15 protein-coding genes and 1 riboswitch are annotated in these 14,999 nt (G+C 69.8%); of the genes, 4 read left to right on the forward strand and 11 right to left on the reverse strand.

Annotated elements, in window-relative coordinates:
• Positions 1–24: 24 nt before the first annotated feature.
• A complete protein-coding gene (locus tag BKA18_RS33840) occupies positions 25–1,329 on the reverse strand; it encodes an adenosylmethionine--8-amino-7-oxononanoate transaminase (RefSeq protein WP_366047288.1) in 1,305 nt (434 codons plus the stop codon).
• A complete protein-coding gene (gene bioB / locus BKA18_RS33845) occupies positions 1,322–2,497 on the reverse strand; it encodes a biotin synthase BioB (RefSeq protein WP_366047289.1) in 1,176 nt (391 codons plus the stop codon). The genes BKA18_RS33840 and bioB overlap by 8 nt, the downstream gene beginning before the upstream one ends.
• A gap of 156 nt (positions 2,498–2,653) precedes the next feature.
• On the opposite strand from bioB, the gene BKA18_RS33850 reads away from it, so the two are divergent.
• Positions 2,654–3,868, forward strand: coding sequence for an 8-amino-7-oxononanoate synthase (locus tag BKA18_RS33850; protein WP_366047290.1), 1,215 nt, complete (start codon positions 2,654–2,656; stop codon positions 3,866–3,868).
• A 193-nt stretch (positions 3,869–4,061) separates the two neighbouring features.
• Here the strand turns inward: BKA18_RS33850 and BKA18_RS33855 are convergent, their stop codons facing one another.
• The 3 genes from BKA18_RS33855 to BKA18_RS33865 all read right to left on the reverse strand — a co-directional run bounded on the left by BKA18_RS33855 (position 4,062) and on the right by BKA18_RS33865 (position 5,967).
• The gene (locus BKA18_RS33855; protein ID WP_366047291.1) at positions 4,062–4,535 is read right to left on the reverse strand and encodes a C40 family peptidase; all 474 of its coding nucleotides are present in this window, start codon (positions 4,533–4,535) and stop codon (positions 4,062–4,064) included.
• A gap of 4 nt (positions 4,536–4,539) precedes the next feature.
• A riboswitch (cyclic di-AMP (ydaO/yuaA leader) is annotated at positions 4,540–4,707 on the reverse strand.
• Between the two features lie 310 nt (positions 4,708–5,017).
• Complete coding sequence (locus tag BKA18_RS33860) at positions 5,018–5,326, reverse strand: hypothetical protein (protein WP_040897762.1); 309 nt, start codon at positions 5,324–5,326, stop codon at positions 5,018–5,020.
• A gap of 5 nt (positions 5,327–5,331) precedes the next feature.
• Positions 5,332–5,967, reverse strand: a complete 636-nt coding sequence (locus BKA18_RS33865; protein ID WP_366047292.1) for an ATP-dependent Clp protease proteolytic subunit — start codon at positions 5,965–5,967, stop codon at positions 5,332–5,334.
• A gap of 1,268 nt (positions 5,968–7,235) precedes the next feature.
• Here BKA18_RS33865 and BKA18_RS33870 point away from each other — a divergent pair.
• The 3 genes from BKA18_RS33870 (at position 7,236) to BKA18_RS33880 (ending at position 8,857) form a co-directional block, all read left to right on the forward strand.
• Positions 7,236–7,490: a hypothetical protein gene (locus BKA18_RS33870; protein WP_366047293.1), complete on the forward strand. Its 255-nt coding sequence runs from the start codon at positions 7,236–7,238 to the stop codon at positions 7,488–7,490.
• A 289-nt stretch (positions 7,491–7,779) separates the two neighbouring features.
• Entirely contained in the window at positions 7,780–8,088 is a 309-nt protein-coding gene (locus BKA18_RS33875) for a hypothetical protein (RefSeq protein WP_366047294.1), read from the forward strand.
• Positions 8,089–8,542: 454 nt separating this feature from the next.
• On the forward strand, positions 8,543–8,857 hold the full coding sequence (locus BKA18_RS33880) for a hypothetical protein (RefSeq protein WP_366047295.1): 315 nt from the start codon (positions 8,543–8,545) through the stop codon (positions 8,855–8,857).
• A gap of 69 nt (positions 8,858–8,926) precedes the next feature.
• On the opposite strand, the gene BKA18_RS33885 is transcribed toward BKA18_RS33880, so the two are convergent.
• The 6 genes from BKA18_RS33885 to BKA18_RS33910 all read right to left on the reverse strand — a co-directional run bounded on the left by BKA18_RS33885 (position 8,927) and on the right by BKA18_RS33910 (position 14,997).
• Positions 8,927–9,457, reverse strand: a complete 531-nt coding sequence (locus BKA18_RS33885) for a hypothetical protein (protein ID WP_366047296.1) — start codon at positions 9,455–9,457, stop codon at positions 8,927–8,929.
• Positions 9,454–10,839, reverse strand: a complete 1,386-nt coding sequence (locus tag BKA18_RS33890) for a sensor histidine kinase (protein ID WP_366047297.1) — start codon at positions 10,837–10,839, stop codon at positions 9,454–9,456. Before BKA18_RS33890 ends, BKA18_RS33885 begins: the two co-directional genes overlap by 4 nt.
• Before the next feature lie 56 nt (positions 10,840–10,895).
• Complete coding sequence (locus BKA18_RS33895) at positions 10,896–11,582, reverse strand: response regulator transcription factor (protein WP_366047298.1); 687 nt, start codon at positions 11,580–11,582, stop codon at positions 10,896–10,898.
• Positions 11,583–11,687: 105 nt separating this feature from the next.
• On the reverse strand, positions 11,688–12,953 hold the full coding sequence (locus BKA18_RS33900; RefSeq protein WP_366047299.1) for an ABC transporter permease: 1,266 nt from the start codon (positions 12,951–12,953) through the stop codon (positions 11,688–11,690).
• Positions 12,950–13,702 (reverse strand): ABC transporter ATP-binding protein, encoded by a 753-nt coding sequence (locus BKA18_RS33905; RefSeq protein WP_366047320.1) that lies wholly within the window; start codon positions 13,700–13,702, stop codon positions 12,950–12,952. The genes BKA18_RS33900 and BKA18_RS33905 overlap by 4 nt, the downstream gene beginning before the upstream one ends.
• The gene (locus BKA18_RS33910; protein WP_366047300.1) at positions 13,702–14,997 is read right to left on the reverse strand and encodes a peptidoglycan-binding protein; all 1,296 of its coding nucleotides are present in this window, start codon (positions 14,995–14,997) and stop codon (positions 13,702–13,704) included. Before BKA18_RS33910 ends, BKA18_RS33905 begins: the two co-directional genes overlap by 1 nt.
• Between the last annotated feature and the right edge of the window lie 2 nt (positions 14,998–14,999).

The following is a 14,999-nucleotide window of genomic DNA, read 5'->3' on the forward strand; positions in this document are numbered from 1 at the left end:
CCGCCGGCCACCGCCGACCGCGGGTCAGCCCTCGCGGGCCGCCGCGCAGACCGCGGCGCAGATGCGCGCCAGATCGTCGTCGCCGGTGATGTAGGGCGGCATGGTGTAGATCAGATCCCGGAACGGGCGCAGCCACACGCCCTCCCGGACCGCCGCCCGGGTCGCGGCGGCCATGTCCACCTCGTGGTCGAGTTGCACGACACCGATCGCGCCCAGGACCCGTACCTCGCGGACCCCGGCGTGGCTCCGGGCCGGGGCCAGCCCCTCCCACAGCCCGGCCTCGATCCGCTTGACCTCCCGCGCCCAGTCCTGGGACAGCAGCAGGTCGATCGAGGCCTCGGCGACGGCCGCGGCGAGCGGATTGCCCATGAAGGTCGGGCCGTGCGCCAGCACCGGCAGGGCACCGCGGGAGATGCCGTCCGCGACGGCCGCCGTGCACAGCGTCGCCGCCAGGGTCAGATATCCGCCGGTCAGCGCCTTGCCGAGACACATCACATCCGGTGCGACCCCGGCGTGTTCGGCGGCGAAGAGCGCCCCCGTACGGCCGAAGCCGGTCGCGATCTCATCGAAGACGAGCAGCACGTCATGCGCATCGCAGGCCTCCCGCAGCACCCGCAGATACCCGGGGGAGTGGAACGACATCCCGCCGGCGCCCTGGACCACCGGCTCCACGATCACCGCCGCCAGTTCCTCGGCGTGCCGGCCGATCAGCTCGCGCAGCTGCGCCGCATACGCCTCGTCCGGCGCGGCATCGAAGCCGGCCGGCGGCGCGTCCGCGAAGATCTGCCGCGGCAGCACCCCCTGCCACAGCTCATGCATCCCGCCGTCCGGATCGCACACCGACATCGGCTGCCAGGTGTCGCCGTGGTAGCCGCCCCGCCAGGTCAACAGCCGCTGTTTGCGCGGCTTGCCGAGCGAGCGCCAGTACTGCAGGCACATCTTCACCGCGACCTCGACCGACACCGAACCGGAGTCCGCGAGGAAGACATGCTCCAGCGGCTCCGGGGTGATGTCGACCAGCCGCTTCGCCAGCCGCACCGCGGGCTCATGGGTGAGCCCGCCGAACATCACATGGCTCATCCGCCCCAGCTGGCCGTGCGCGGCGTCGTTGAGCACCGGGTGGTTGTAGCCGTGCACCGCCGACCACCACGACGACATGCCGTCCACCAACTCGTCCTGGCCCTCGACCGGTTCGGCCAGCCGGAGCCGGACCCCGGACGCCGACTCCACCAGCAGCGGTGCGGCCCGGCCGGGCATCGGCCCGTACGGATGCCACACGTGCTGCCGGTCGAGCGCCAGCAGTTCGCGGGGGGAGAGCGGCTCAGGCATTGGGCGGCAGCTCCGTACCGGCGCCCCGTCGGCGCACCGAGACCAAGTCGCGGCGGGTCTCCTCGGGCGGCGCGGGGATCGTGGCGGCGGGCGCCCCGTCGCCGGACGCGCAGCCGGACTCCGCGCAGCCGGACTCCGCGGTGTCCGCCCCGCCGCAGCCCGGGCGGCGGTGCTCGGGCAGCGTCGTGGTGTCCGTGCCCTCGACCTCGAAACCGGCGTCCGCGATCATCGCCAGATCGTCCTTGCCGGCCTGGCCCTCGCTGGTCAGATAGTCGCCGAGGAAGATGGAGTTGACCAGGTGCAGCGCCAGCGGCTGCATGCTGCGCAGATGCACCTCGCGGCCGCCGGCCAGCCGTACTTCGATGTCCGGGCAGACGAACCGCACCATCGCCAGAATGCGCAGCGCGCGCTGCGGGGTGAGGTTCCACTCCTTGCCGAGCGGGGTGCCCTCGAACGGGATCAGGAAGTTCACGGGGACGGAGTCGGGGTCCAGCTCGCGCAGCGCGAAGACCACATCGACGAGATCGGCGTCGCTCTCCCCCATACCGGCGATCAGCCCGGAACAGGCGGACATACCGGCCGCCTGGGCCTGCTGGACGGTGGAGACCCGGTCCGAGAAGTCGTGCGTGGTGCAGATGTCGCCGTATGTGGCTTCCGAGGTGTTGAGGTTGTGGTTGTACGCATCGGCGCCCGCCGCGTGCAGCCGGTCGGCCTGGCCCTCGGAGAGCAGACCGAGGCAGGCGCACACCTCGATCCCCTCGTTCTGCTCCTTGATGGCGGAGATCGTCTCCGAGACGCGGTCCACGTCCCTGTCCGTGGGACCGCGGCCGCTGGCCACCAGGCAGACCCGCTTGGCCCCGCCGGCGACCCCCGCCGCGGCCGCCTTGGAGGCGTCGTCCGGCTTGAGCCAGGTGTACTTGAGGATCTCCGCCTTCGACCCCAGCCGCTGGGAACAGTACGAGCAGTCCTCGGGGCACAGGCCCGACTTGAGGTTGACGAGATAGTTGAGTTTGACCCGCCGCCCGAACCACTGGCGGCGCACCTTTCCGGCCGCGGCCACGACATCGAGCAGTTCGTCATCGGAGGTCGCCAGTACGGCCAGCGCCTCTTCGCGGGTCGGCAACTCGCGCCGCAGTCCCTTGTCCACCAGTGTGTTCAGCAGGTCCATGGCGTTGATCCTGGCGTACGGCACCGTCCCCGGCCAAGGAGGATTCCCACAACGACCCAGGATGCAGGTGTGTGTATCGCCACACTGTGGGCCTGCGGAACGACCGCTAACGTCTAGCGACAGCCCACAATCGAGGCCCACCGACGAAGGACGCCGATGCCGCAGGACTCCGCCCCCACGCTGCTCCGCGACGGCTCGCCGGCGGCTCCCGCCGAGCCCCGCCGGCCGGCCCACGGCGCCGCCTTCGACTGGCTGGATGAGGCCCACGACGAGCGCCGGCGCGCCGGACTGGTCCGCACCCTGCGTCCCCGCCCGGCCGACCACCCGCTGCTCGACCTGGCCGGCAATGACTACCTCGGACTCGCCCGGCACCCCGAGGTCACCCGTGGCGCGGCCGCGGCCGCACACCGCTGGGGCGCGGGCGCCACCGGCTCCCGGCTGGTGACCGGCAGCACCGAACTGCACGCCCGGCTGGAGTCGGAACTCGCCGCCTTCTGCGGCTTCGATGCCGCTTTGGTGCTGTCGTCCGGATATACCGCCAATCTGGCCGCGGTCACCGCGCTCACCGCCGCCGGCACCCTGGTCGTCTCCGACGCGGGCAACCACGCCTCCCTCATCGACGGCTGCCGGCTCTCCCGGGCCCGCACCCAAGTGGTCCCGCACGCCGATCCCGAGGCCGTACGCGCCGCGCTGAACGGTCATGACGGCCGGGCGCTCGCCGTGACCGACTCGGTGTTCTCGGTCGACGGCGACGCCGCCCCGCTCCCCGCCCTCGCCGAGGTCTGCCGGACGCGGGGCGCCGCACTGCTCGTCGATGACGCACACGGCCTGGGCGTCCTCGGGGAGGGCGGCCGCGGCGCACTGTGGGCGGCCGGGCTCGCCGGCGACGGCGATGTGGTGACCACCGTGACGCTCTCCAAGTCGCTGGGCTCCCAGGGCGGTGCGGTGCTCGGCCCGGCCCGGGTCATCGAGCACCTGGTCAACACCGCCCGGTCGTTCATCTTCGACACCGGTCTCGCCCCGGCGGCGGCCGGCGGTGCGCTCGCCGCGCTGCGGCTGCTGGGCCGTGAACCCCAGCGCGCCGCCCGGGCCGGGCAGGTCGCACGGAGGCTGCACGACCGGCTCACCGCGGCGGGCCTGGTCGCGGTGCGGCCGGACGCCGCGGTGGTCTCGGTACGCGCCCCCTCGCCGGAGGCGGCGGTCGGCTGGGCCGCCGACTGCCGCGCGGCCGGCCTCGTCGTCGGCTGCTTCCGGCCCCCGTCCGTACCCGACGGGATCTCCCGGCTGCGGCTGACCGCCCGCGCGGACCTGACGGACGACCAGATCGACACGGCGGTCGGCACGATCCTGGCCACGGCGCCGACCGACTGAACCCGGGGGCTCGAAGTGGCGCTTGCCCGATGAGCGGCACCGCCGTCGGCGCGGCAGCACCGTCACCGGTCGGTGCGCAGGCGGAAACCGCCCGCCCACCCCGGCGGTCAGCGGTCGGCCCCGTTGCCAGGCAACCCGGGCAAAGCGCTTACGACCGCCGGTAATTGACGGGTTGTACGACGAGCGCGCCGGGTCAGCGCACCCGCCCGTACCAGACCCCGGGGCTCCAGATCCGTTCCAGCCGCACCGTGCTCCCGGCCTTGGGCGCATGCCACATCCTGCCGTCCCCGGCGTAGATGCCCACGTGGTAAATGCCGTTGGCCGAATGGAAGAAGACCAGGTCGCCGCGCCGCCGGGAGTCGGCCGTGACGTGCCGGGTCCGGCTGTACTGCGCGGCGGCGGTTCGGGGCAGGGCCCGGCCGGCGCGCAGGAACGAGTACAGCGTCAGCCCGGAACAGTCGAAGGCGTCCGGCCCTTGGGCGCCGTACTGGTAGGGGGAGCCCCTCTTGGAGGCGGCGACCCGCAGCGCGTGTGCGGACACGGAGGCGGCTTCGGCGCCCCCGGTGGCTCCTGGGGTGATGGTCGTCCCGCCGAGCGTGACCAGCGTCAGAGCGGCGACGGTGCCGGTGCGCGCCAGCAGATTCGGCGTATGCATGCGCACAGTCATGCGCAAACCCTTCGTCAGCCGCCTGCGAAGGAAGACCTGTCGGGTTCGGGCAGGCGAAGATGCCCGGCCGTGCGTACGGCTTCACCCCAAGGAGTCCGCCGGCCCGTGAAGGCCGTGGACCCCGTCCTGCTCGGGTCCTCCGCTCCCGCCGATCCAAAAGCGTCGACCGGACATCCGGACGGCGGCGGGATTAGGCGCCCGTCCGGACCGCCCCGTCGCTGTGGCGGGGTCTTGTCGTCGAAGGGATCCTCACGCACCCGCCGCCCAAAGTCCGAGCTGAAAATGCCGTATGTGAGATGGGTCACATTTGGCCTGAATGGTGGGTTTTGTTCCCTCGGGTGTCAGGGTCCCGGCTGTCGCACGCCCCGGACCAGGAGCGAAACATCCGGGACCCGAGAAAATCCGGGTGAACCGGCAATTCGGGGGTGGTTCGCGACGGGCGTGCGCGCTACGCCGTATGGGCAGCCGTACCGCGTGTCGCGTCAGCGCTCCGCGGGCGGCGGCACGGCCACGAGCCCGGCCCGCCGTTCGCCGTCCAGCACGCGCAACGCCCGGGCCAGCGTGTCGCGGTGCAGTTCGCTCTCGCCGCGGTGGTGCATCAGCGTCAGTGCGTCCCGCAGTCCGGCGGCCTTGCCGACCAGTGCCTGGGCGGCACGCAGTCCGCTGTAGGTGCCCCCGCCACGGGCCGGGTTGATACGGCCCAGCAGATCGAGCACCTCCAGATAGCGGTCGATCAACTCACCCTCGGCACGTGTGAGGGCGGGCAGCGGCGGGAGTTCGGGGGGCAGCATCCGGATCACCGCGCACTGAGGGGAGGGGCCGACTGCTTGCGGTGCCGGGTGAGGCCGTCGATCAGGCCGTACTCCTGGGCGGCGTGGGCGTCGAAGATCTTGTCGCGCTCGATGTCGGCGGCGATCCGCTCGCGGGGTTGTCCGGTGTGCCGCGCGAGCATCTCCTCCAACATCTCGCGGGTGCGCAGCAGTTCCTCCGCCTGGATCTGCAGATCGGTGGCCTGGCCCTGGATCGGCTCATGGAGGGACGGCTGATGGATCAGTACCCGGGCGCCGGGCAGCGCCAGCCGCTTTCCGGGGGTGCCGGCGGCCAGCAGCACCGCGGCGGCGGAGGCGGCCTGTCCCAGGCAGACGGTCTGCACGTCGCACGACACGAAGTTCATCGTGTCGTAAATGGCGGTCATCGCGGTGAACGAGCCGCCGGGGGAGTTGATGTAGAGCGAGATGTCCTGCTCGGGCGCGGCGTGTTCGAGGTGGATGAGCTGTGCCATCACGTCGTTGGCGGAGGCGTCGTCGACCGGGGTGCCCAGGAAGATGATGCGCTCGCTGAGCAGCTTGGAGTAAGGGTCCATGGTGCGCGTGCCCTGGGAGGTGCGCTCGGTGAACTCCGGAAGGACATGGCGGGCCGTCGGCGGCAGCATGTCTGCTCCTCTCTCTTTGTGAAAAATGTACAGGACGTACATCCCGTGAGAATGGGAGCACATCCTGGTGATCAGCTACAAGTCCCAGGTCAGAGGCTGTTTTCCTGTTCGCTGAGGGCGGATATCTCACAAGCTGTTCCTCGAACTGCGGCACAAGGTGGAGACCCTTCGGATGACCGGGCGGGTCGTCGAGTGCTCGATCGACGAGATGGGCCGGCCGCGGGTATCCAAGGGCGCCGCCCTGCGGATCCCGCCGAACGGGCCGTGTGATGTGGGCGTTACGGGCGATATCTTGACGCTGAAATGACGCTCGTGGCGCTCATTTGACGCTAGTCCTGATGGGTCGTCAGTCGCTTATGCGGCGCTGGTCAGATGGTCTGCTGGCAACGCAGGTGTGGCAGGTTGCCGGGAATTTCGTGGTGCCAAGCGGTCGTGCTCGGCCACATGTGTGGAGAGCCCAGCAGGTTCTTCGTCTGCTGGTGGTACAGCGCAAGCAGCTCGCTGACCTGCGAATATGGCAGCGGTGGGGACTTTGCCGGGACCGATGGCCCGGGAATGGTCCGAATCTTGGCTGATGCAGACCTTGGGGCTGCGGCTCTGTTGGATTGGCTGCAGCCGCCCGCTCCGAGCTGACGGTCCCACCTGGCGCAGGTTGTCGGAAGCGTCTTTTGCCGTCCAGGTGGTCTAGATCAGGAGCGTTCTCTCAGGTCAGGTCCTTGTGGTCCAGGTGCGTCGATGCTGTTGGTGAGACGCGTGTGATAGCAGGTGAGAGGTGAGGAACCCCGTCGGTTGGTTCCGGCGAGGTTTGCTGCGTTCGGGATGAGCCTGGTGCGTGGTGTTCGACGCGGTCTTGCTGTGTTCCGGCTCGCCGTTCTCGACGGCGTAGGGAGGGCAGCGGTGACGATGCGGGTGCGGTGGCCGAAGTGCAGCAGAGGGCGGGGACGTTACGAGGCAGACGAGGGCCGTGGCCTTCACGGGCGCAGATGTACCCGAGGCCAGGGAGTGCGCTCCGTCGCATTGTTCTGGTTGTGCATTCTTGGACCTCAATTCTTGCGCGGTCGCGGTGTCCTGGGCGTGCAAGAGGCCGTGAGACCGCAGGCGTACGCCAGGCAGCGCGTGTGCCGGAATGCGTCGTTGCGGAGGGGGGAAGGGCGGGGGAGTGCCGTACTGCTTGGGTGCCCGGGCGACATGGCCGAGCCTTGGCATAAACGCCGCGTCGAATGACGTGACCGGATGACGCAATGCACTGTCGCAGCTGTGGAAGATCAATGAGCACGTCAAATGTTCTGCAGCGGACTCGGAATCTGCGCAGCCGGGTGGAGGGCCGGCAGTGTCGCAGCGCCACCGCTTTCGGTCCGGAGAGCGCAGGGGAGACCACGTATGCCGAGCGGATGCTCGACCGGCTGACCCGCGGGATGCTCGTACTGTTGGACACCGGCTTCGACGGCTGGCCCTGCTGCATCAGCTCCGCTCCACCGGGGCGGTTTTCCTGTGCCGGTCCGGGGCCCGGCGCATCCCTCTGATCACCAAGCGGTTGCCGGACGGCTCCTACCCGTCGACCTTCGGCATGGGCACGCTGACGGTGCGAATCGTCGAAGTATGGATCACCGTGAACTACCAGGACGGCACCGTCCGCCGCGAGCAGTGGCGCTTGGTCACCAGCCTCACCGACCACACCCGCTACGCCGCCGGCGAACTGGTCGCGCTGTACCACGAGAGAAGGCAGGCCGAGACCGCGTACTTCTCGATCAAGGCCACGATGCTGGACGGCCGCATCCTGCGCTCGCGCCGCCCGGAGGGGTCGACCAGGAGGTGTACGCCGTGCTGGCCGTCTACGAGGCACTCGTGCAGGTCACCGCAGACGCTGCCGCCAGCCGACCGTGTCTGGAACCGGACCGGATCAGCTTCACCGTTGCCCATGAGACGGCCCGCGACCAGGTCACCACCGCCACCGGGATCCTCCCCGGTGAGGTCACCCTGGTGGGTGCGATCGGTCATGCCGTCCTGGACAACCTCCTGTCGACCAACCGCTGGCAGCGGGCCAAGGCCGCGGCCTCGGTCCTGTCCGCCCGCCGGGTGCGCCGCATGGCGGTCGTCGACGCCCTGCACACGAGCGGATGATGCGCCGCCATGAACCGCCCATCGCGGTCGTCGGCGGACATCGTGGCCCGGATCCCCTCGGAGGATCGCTGTACATGGCCAAGGGCGCTGCAGTACGTCGCGCCCGCCGCGAAGCCGCCGCAAGGCGCACGCTTCAGCGTCACAGGGCGTCCGGGGGTGCTCGCTGACACCATCGAGCGATACGTCACCGGCCATCGGTGGTCAGATCCGGCCGAGAACGACGAAACACCGCCGCCCCGTTGGTGTGGTCGCCCAGGATGCGGTCGTGCTGAATTCCATGAGCCCTCGCCGCGCGGCCCTGGTCGCCGTAGCGCTGGCGGTCCTCGGGCTGCGCCACCGATTCCCCGTCTGAGCACCAAAAGCGGCTGGACAAAGCCGCTGGCCTGGCTGAGTTCAAGGTCACCTGCACCAAGGACATGTGGGACCGCACCCGCGCGACAGCGGCCGTGACACGGTGCGCTCAGACAAGTTCGACAAGGTCAATCCGGTCAAGCTCGGCGGCGACCGAGGAAAACGCGGCCTGATCCAGGTCACGCTCACCGGCCCGCAGCTGGTGGAGTACCTGCGCAAGCTTGACCACGACGCCCACGGCGGCTTCGACTTCGACGGTGACAACGACGACGAGCCGCTGGCTCGGCGTATGTACGACGCCATCGCCCCCGTCGTCGACCACATCAAACAGGGCCGCCCCCCGCAAACCGTCCCGCAGGCAGTCGTCGACGACGCGGTCGCCGCAGCCCCCTCCGCCACCGGTGCAGGCAAGACCTGAACCATCCGCCCGCCTGCAAGGGCGACATCTGCCCGTCAGGCGCGCCATCTTGGCCGTAGCCGGAGGTGATCAGCCTCCGGGTGAGCTTGACCCTGGCAGGCTGGAGGTGGCGTGCGGCCGGGATCCGGCGCAATAGAGGGGGCCGAGGAACTCGCTGCCACCACGGATGGTGATCCCGATGTTGACGGGGGTGGGGTCGGTGGACCGCTGAGCGCTGACGGCAGTGCAGACTATCTGGCTGACGGCGTGCGGCGAGAGCGCGCTCACGTCCACGGGCAGTAACACGTCCACCTTGCCGGTGCCGGCCGTGGCGTGCACGAGTCCGGGCGAGATCGGCACCTCGGTGCTGAGTCCGCGGGCCTGCTCACTGGGGGTGGGGCCGGCGAACAGGGTGTTGACCGCGGCTTCGGCGGTCGTCGGGCCTGCGACCTGCCGTACCACAGGGGTGGGCCCGGCCGGGCCCAGGAAATACAGGCTGGCGGTGGTCTTGATCCCGGTCGCCGGTCTGTCCAGCGGCATGACTCCGCTGGGGCGGATGGCACATCCCGAGGCGGCGATGGCGACAACCGGCAGCAGGAGGAGGAAGCAGCGGGGTGTCATAGTGTCTCCTCGCTCTCGGCCGACGGGCGCAGAGGCAGGGTGAACCGGAAGGATGCTCCCGCGTCCACACCGTTTTCCGCCGTGATCGCTCCACCGTGCAGGCGTATGTTCTCGGCACTGATCGACAGCCCCAGGCCGCTTCCTTCGGAGGGTGCGCGGGCGGAGTCGGCCTTGTAGAAGCGTTCGAAGACATGCGGCAGGACCTCAGGAGGCAGCCCTGGACCGTGATCGCTCACCTCGAACAGCACGCGGTCGGTCGTGGCCTCGGTGCGGATGCGGATTGGAGACGCGCCGTGACGTAGGGCGTTGCCGACGAGGTTGGCGATCACCACGTCGACTCTGCGGGCGTCGAGACGGGCTCGCACCCCGTCCTGGAGGTCTGCGGTTACGCGGTCCAGCCAGCTGCGCCGGCTGAGCGCCTTGAGGACGAGTTCGGTGACGTCGACGTCCTCCAGCTGGAGGTTGGCGGTACCGGCGTCGAACCGGGAGATCTCCATGAGGTCTTCCACCAGTCGGGCCAGATTGGTGGTCTGATCGATGATCAGGCGTACCGCGGTGGCGCTGTCCGGCAGGAGGTCGGGCATGTCATCGACGAGGACGTCGGTGACGACCGACATCGCCGCCAGCGGGTTGCGCAGCTCGTGGGAGACGTCGGCGGCGAAGCGGCGGGCGTTCTCCTCCATCCGTCGCAGTTCGCTGACGGTGGTCTCCAGGGCAGCCGCCGTGCTGTTGAACGTGCGGGAGAGATCCGCGAGTTCGTGGGCGCCGGACACGGCGAGGCGGACGTTCAGTCGCCCCGCACCAAGTTGCTGGGCGGCCTCATTGAGGTCGCGAACGGGACGCAGGACGCCCCTGGAGAGGAGCAGTGCGAGAAGCAGCGCCAGCAGTACTCCCGGCACGACGCCGCGCTGCGCGGACAACCACAGGGCGTCGAGGGTCTGCTGTTGCGTATTGAGGGAGGTGACCAGGTAGGCCCGGAGCCCCGAGGGGGTGGCGGATGTACCGGCGTAATTCACGCTGAGGCCGACCGTGAGCAGCGGTTCGCCATCATGGACAACTCGCTGGTAGCCGCCGTGCGCAGCGGCCGTGGCGTCCTTGAGCTCGTTGCTGATCAGAGACGATGGGTCGGTGGGCGCGCTGGCCGTGAGGCCGTCGTACCGTGCCAGGACGCGCCAGTCGTGTGCGCTGCCGGCCGCGACGTGCGCGGCGAACTGGTCGAGCCCATGCTGATCCGGTGGGAAGGGGAGTTCGGACGCGGCGGAGTCCACCTGCTCCCGGAACTGCTTGGCCACGGTTTCCTGAGCGTCCTGCAGGACGGTCGCCCGCGCCTCACGGAGGGTGAAGACGGTGGTGGCCAGCGTGCTTGCCGCCGTGACCAGCACGAATGCCAGGATCAGGCGTAGCCGCAGACTGGACGGAAGAGTGCGTAGGGGGCGCCTCACCGCAGGCCGAACCGGTAACCGACGCCTCGGACGGTGTGGATGTACCGCTGTCCACCGGAGGGGTCCTCGATCCGTTTGCGCAGCCTGGACACACACGCGATCACCAGCCGTGGGTCTCCGTAGTCACGGTGTTCCCAGACGGACTCGAGCAACTGCTGGAAACTGAAGACCCGGCCGGGGGCCGCCGACAGTTCGAGCAGGAGGCGCAGTTCCATGTAGGCGAGGTCGACGGGTTGTTCGTCGAGCCAGACGCGGCATCCTGCCCGGTCGATCTTCAACTGCCCGTGAATCTCCACCGACGGTGGCGTGACGCTGGTCGTCGAGTCCACCCGGCGCAGCACCGCTCGGAGGCGTGCGTCGAGCACGCGGGCCGTGACCGGCTTCACCACGTAGTCGTCCGCGCCGGCCTCCAGTCCCAGCACGATGTCCTGGTCCTGCCCGCAGGCGGTGGACATGACGATGGCGGCCTGCGAGAAGGCCCTGATCCGATGGCAGACCTCGTGGCCGTGCATTCCCGGAAGCATCAGGTCGAGCACAACGGCATCGGGCCGGAAATCTGGAAGCACCGACAGGCCCTCCTCGCCCGATGCCGTGGCGTGTACAGCGTGGCCCAATCGGTGCAGCGCGAGGACGAGGCCCTCGCGCATCGACGGGTTGTCCTCGATGAGTAGCACCCTTGCCATGGCGGAAGTATCACGTGGATTTGGCTCAAACTGATCGGCTGGGAATAAGTGTTACGCAACGGTCACTCTGCCCCCACCTGCTCATGATCGGGCGGGGGCCCGCTCTCATGTACCGGCGCGTAGCGCCTCCGCCGGCTCCATCCGCGCAGCCCGGAGCGACGGGTGCAAACCTGCCACCAGGCCGACCAGTGCTCCGGACACCGGTGCTCCGAGGGCCAGTCGCATATCCAGCACGGGTGTCCAGTCCTGGACGAGAGAGACGCCGACGACCGCTACGATGCCGAGGCTTGCCCCGATGATCCCGCCGATCAGGCCGATCATTGTTGACTCGGCCAGGAACTGGGCGGCGATGTGCCGCCGGGAGGCTCCCAGTGACCGGCGCAGGCCGATCTCGCCGACCCGTTCCATCACCGTCACCAGGGTGACGTTCGCGATGCCGATGGCGCCGACCACGAGTGACACCAGCCCCAGGATCAGGAACAAGCCGTTGACATCGTGCTCCACTCCCGCTCGCAGCGTCGCTGGGTTGGGCGGGGCCAGCACCCGTACCTTCTCCGAGCTACCGGGTGAAAGGGCCAGGGGGGCCTGCCGGGCTATCAGCGGCGCGGCACCGAGCCGGGTGGTGACGAGCACGGAAGTGACCCGCGAGATCCCGAAACGCTGCGCGGCTGTCTTGGGGGGCAGGATGACAGAGGACGCGAGTGTCGCGGCGTCGGGCCGCTGAATGTCCCCCAGGATGCCGATCACGAGAAAGGCGTCGTTGCCGATGAAGACGGCCGGCAGGCTGTCGAGCCGGTAGATGCCCAGCTGTCGTGCGGCCTGCTCGCCGAGCACCGCGACCCGTTCGGCTCGCTGGTCGTCGCCCTCGTCGAAGAACCGGCCCTGCCGCACGCGGGCTTGGGCGGCTGCCGGCAGAGCCCCCCTCGCCGCCACCACCGGCAGGGTCTGCGCGCTGTCGCCCAGCGGGTCGATCAGGTTGTTCGAGCGCACCGATGTGTTGGACATGTTCGAGGGCTGGGCCACCGCAGCGGCGGTGACGACGCCGTTCAACCTGGTGAGCTGCGGCAGGGCGTCCCAGGACACCACGGGTGGTGCGGTGGGGTCGCGTGGCTGAGCCGTTTCGGGAATGGTGGCGGTGAGCCGGGTCGCCTCGGCCGCGGTGAACTTGCCACTGATCTGGTTGCCGGCGGTGGCGCCGACACCGAGCGTGATGACCAGGGTGGTGATGCCGAGCACCGTGCCCAGTGTCGTCAGCGTCGAGCGGACCGGGCGGGCCAGTACCCCCGCCAGCACCTCGGTCACCAGGTCGCGCCAGTGCATGACCGGTCGCTTGGATCGCGGGCGCCGCTTGCGGGCGCGCAGAGCGGTCATCGGCTGTCTCCGGTCGGGAGGACGAGTGTTGTCTCGGCGGCTTCGATGAACTCGTCGGTCTCGGTGAGAAGGCCGTCCTGGATCCTCACCCGCCGCCGGGCCCGTCGGCTCACCAGGTTGTCGTGGGTGATGACCAGCAGTGTGGTGCCCTGGTCCTGCAATTCGTCGAACAGGTCCAGAACGGAGGAGGTGGAGGCGGTGTCGAGGTTGCCGGTGGGTTCGTCGCACAGCAGCAGCGAGGGACCGCCCAGCAACGCCCGGGCGATGGCCACCCGTTGGCGTTCGCCGCCGGACAGCCGATCGGGGCGAAAACCGACCCGGTGATCCACCCCGACCCGCTGCAGCGTCTCGACCGCGCGCCGTCTGCGGGTGGCCCGGTCCGCTCGTCGATAGACCTCGCCGAGCATGACGTTCTCCTCGACGGTGCGGTGGTCCAGCAGGTGGAAGGACTGGAAGACGAATCCGATCCGGCTGCCGCGCAGCCACGTTCTGTCCACGTCCCCCAGGGCGTTGGTCTCCACGCCGTCCAGCCGGTAGCTGCCGCTGGTCGGGCGGTCGAGCAGGCCGAGCGTGTTGAGCAGGGTTGACTTGCCGGAGCCGGAGGGCCCGACCACGGCGACGTAGTCACCCGAACGGACCGTGAGGTCGACCTCGCGCAGCGCGTGGACCGGCGGCTCGGAGGGGAAGGTACGGCTGACTCCTTCCAGCCTGATCACCTCGCGGGGGGCGTCAGTCGCCGGGGGCGCGATCACGAACCGCCCCCCTGGCGGGTGCCGATGACGACCTGGTCACCGGAGTTCAGGGCGCCACCCTGCGCAGGGGTCACCTGCACCTCGCCTGCCACCGACAGCCCGGGAGTGACCGCCACATCGGTGGTTTTCCCATTGCCGTGGGCGACGCGTACCCAGGCCCTGCCGTCGGCCTTGGTGGAGAGCGCCGAGACCGGAACGACCAGCGCCTTACCCTTAGTGGAGCCGACCTGGACTGTGACCTTGACGGCCTGGCCGTTGTAGGGCGCAAGTGCATGCGGATTCCGCACCGCCACCCGGATCGATGTAGTCGCCGGCGTGCCGTCGCCCCCGGACGTATTGCTGCCCGCATCGCGGGGCGCGCCCCCTGACCCCGCAGATCCTCTCCCGCCGCTGGTGCCGGCTGTCCGGCCGCTGCCCAGGGCCGTTACAGAGGCGGGAAACTGCTTGCCGTCCGGGGTCTGCACGGTGGCCGTGGCTCCTGCTTTGAACAGCTGGGCGTCGGAGGCCATCACCTGCCCCTGGATTTGCAGCGCGGAGCCGGAGACCGAGCCGATCTTTCCGGTGGCCGGCGCTCCGACCGAAGCGGACAGGTTGGTGAGCCGGGCCGGGAGGTCCCGAAGGAAGATGAGCTCGCCTGAGGGTACGGTCACTCCGGCCGGGGCTGCGGGTCTTGCGGCGGTTCGGGCCGGAGCAGTGGGGGAAGGCGGCTGGCTGCTTTCAGGGGAGTCGGGCTGCTCGGGGGGCGCTGTGGCGGGAGCGTAGTGGCGGCTCGCGTACCAGCGGGACACGGCCTGTTCGGTCGACGCGTCGTAGGTGCCGGTCACCGGAGTAGGGAAACCGATGTCCGTGAGCCCCTGCTGCAGTTGCCTGACGTCGTCGCCGGTGGCTCCGCGAGCCAGTGTGCGGTACATCGGGACACCGCCCTTGAGCACCAGTACCGGGCGACCGCTCACCTCCAGCAGCACCGAACCTTCGGTGATCTTGCTGCCCGCCTTCACCGCCACCTTGGTCACCAGCGGCTGTGTGACGGAGGCGGCTCCCCGGGACGGCTCCACCGTTCCAGCGAAATTGAGCGGGCGGGCGGCGGCATAGCTGACCGTCCCCTGGGTGACCACGGTGCTGGTCAGCATGCGCTTCTCCACGCTGGCGGTGATCAGCGAGGCGGCGGGCGGCCGGTGAGCCGCGGCGGCGTCCGCGGGGGACTGCACCTGGCTGCCCACCGCCCAGCCCACCACACCCATCACCACGACACCCGAGACCACGCAGAGCAGTACCTGCTTTGTCGTCGCCATGG

The sequence above is a fragment of the Streptomyces auratus genome, assembly GCF_050433025.1.
GTDB lineage: Bacteria > Actinomycetota > Actinomycetes > Streptomycetales > Streptomycetaceae > Streptomyces > Streptomyces sioyaensis.

Bases quoted from the DNA above. Each gene is read 5' to 3' on its own strand.
- BKA18_RS33840 (WP_366047288.1), bottom strand. From the start codon at position 1,329: ATGCCTGAGCCGCTCTCCCCCCGCGAACTGCTGGCGCTCGACCGGCAG.
- bioB (WP_366047289.1), bottom strand. From the start codon at position 2,497: ATGGACCTGCTGAACACACTGGTGGACAAGGGACTGCGGCGCGAGTTG.
- BKA18_RS33850 (WP_366047290.1), top strand. From the start codon at position 2,654: ATGCCGCAGGACTCCGCCCCCACGCTGCTCCGCGACGGCTCGCCGGCG.
- BKA18_RS33855 (WP_366047291.1), bottom strand. From the start codon at position 4,535: ATGACTGTGCGCATGCATACGCCGAATCTGCTGGCGCGCACCGGCACC.
- BKA18_RS33860 (WP_040897762.1), bottom strand. From the start codon at position 5,326: ATGCTGCCCCCCGAACTCCCGCCGCTGCCCGCCCTCACACGTGCCGAG.
- BKA18_RS33865 (WP_366047292.1), bottom strand. From the start codon at position 5,967: ATGCTGCCGCCGACGGCCCGCCATGTCCTTCCGGAGTTCACCGAGCGC.
- BKA18_RS33870 (WP_366047293.1), top strand. From the start codon at position 7,236: ATGAGCACGTCAAATGTTCTGCAGCGGACTCGGAATCTGCGCAGCCGG.
- BKA18_RS33885 (WP_366047296.1), bottom strand. From the start codon at position 9,457: ATGACACCCCGCTGCTTCCTCCTCCTGCTGCCGGTTGTCGCCATCGCC.
- BKA18_RS33895 (WP_366047298.1), bottom strand. From the start codon at position 11,582: ATGGCAAGGGTGCTACTCATCGAGGACAACCCGTCGATGCGCGAGGGC.
- BKA18_RS33900 (WP_366047299.1), bottom strand. From the start codon at position 12,953: ATGACCGCTCTGCGCGCCCGCAAGCGGCGCCCGCGATCCAAGCGACCG.
- BKA18_RS33910 (WP_366047300.1), bottom strand. From the start codon at position 14,997: ATGGCGACGACAAAGCAGGTACTGCTCTGCGTGGTCTCGGGTGTCGTG.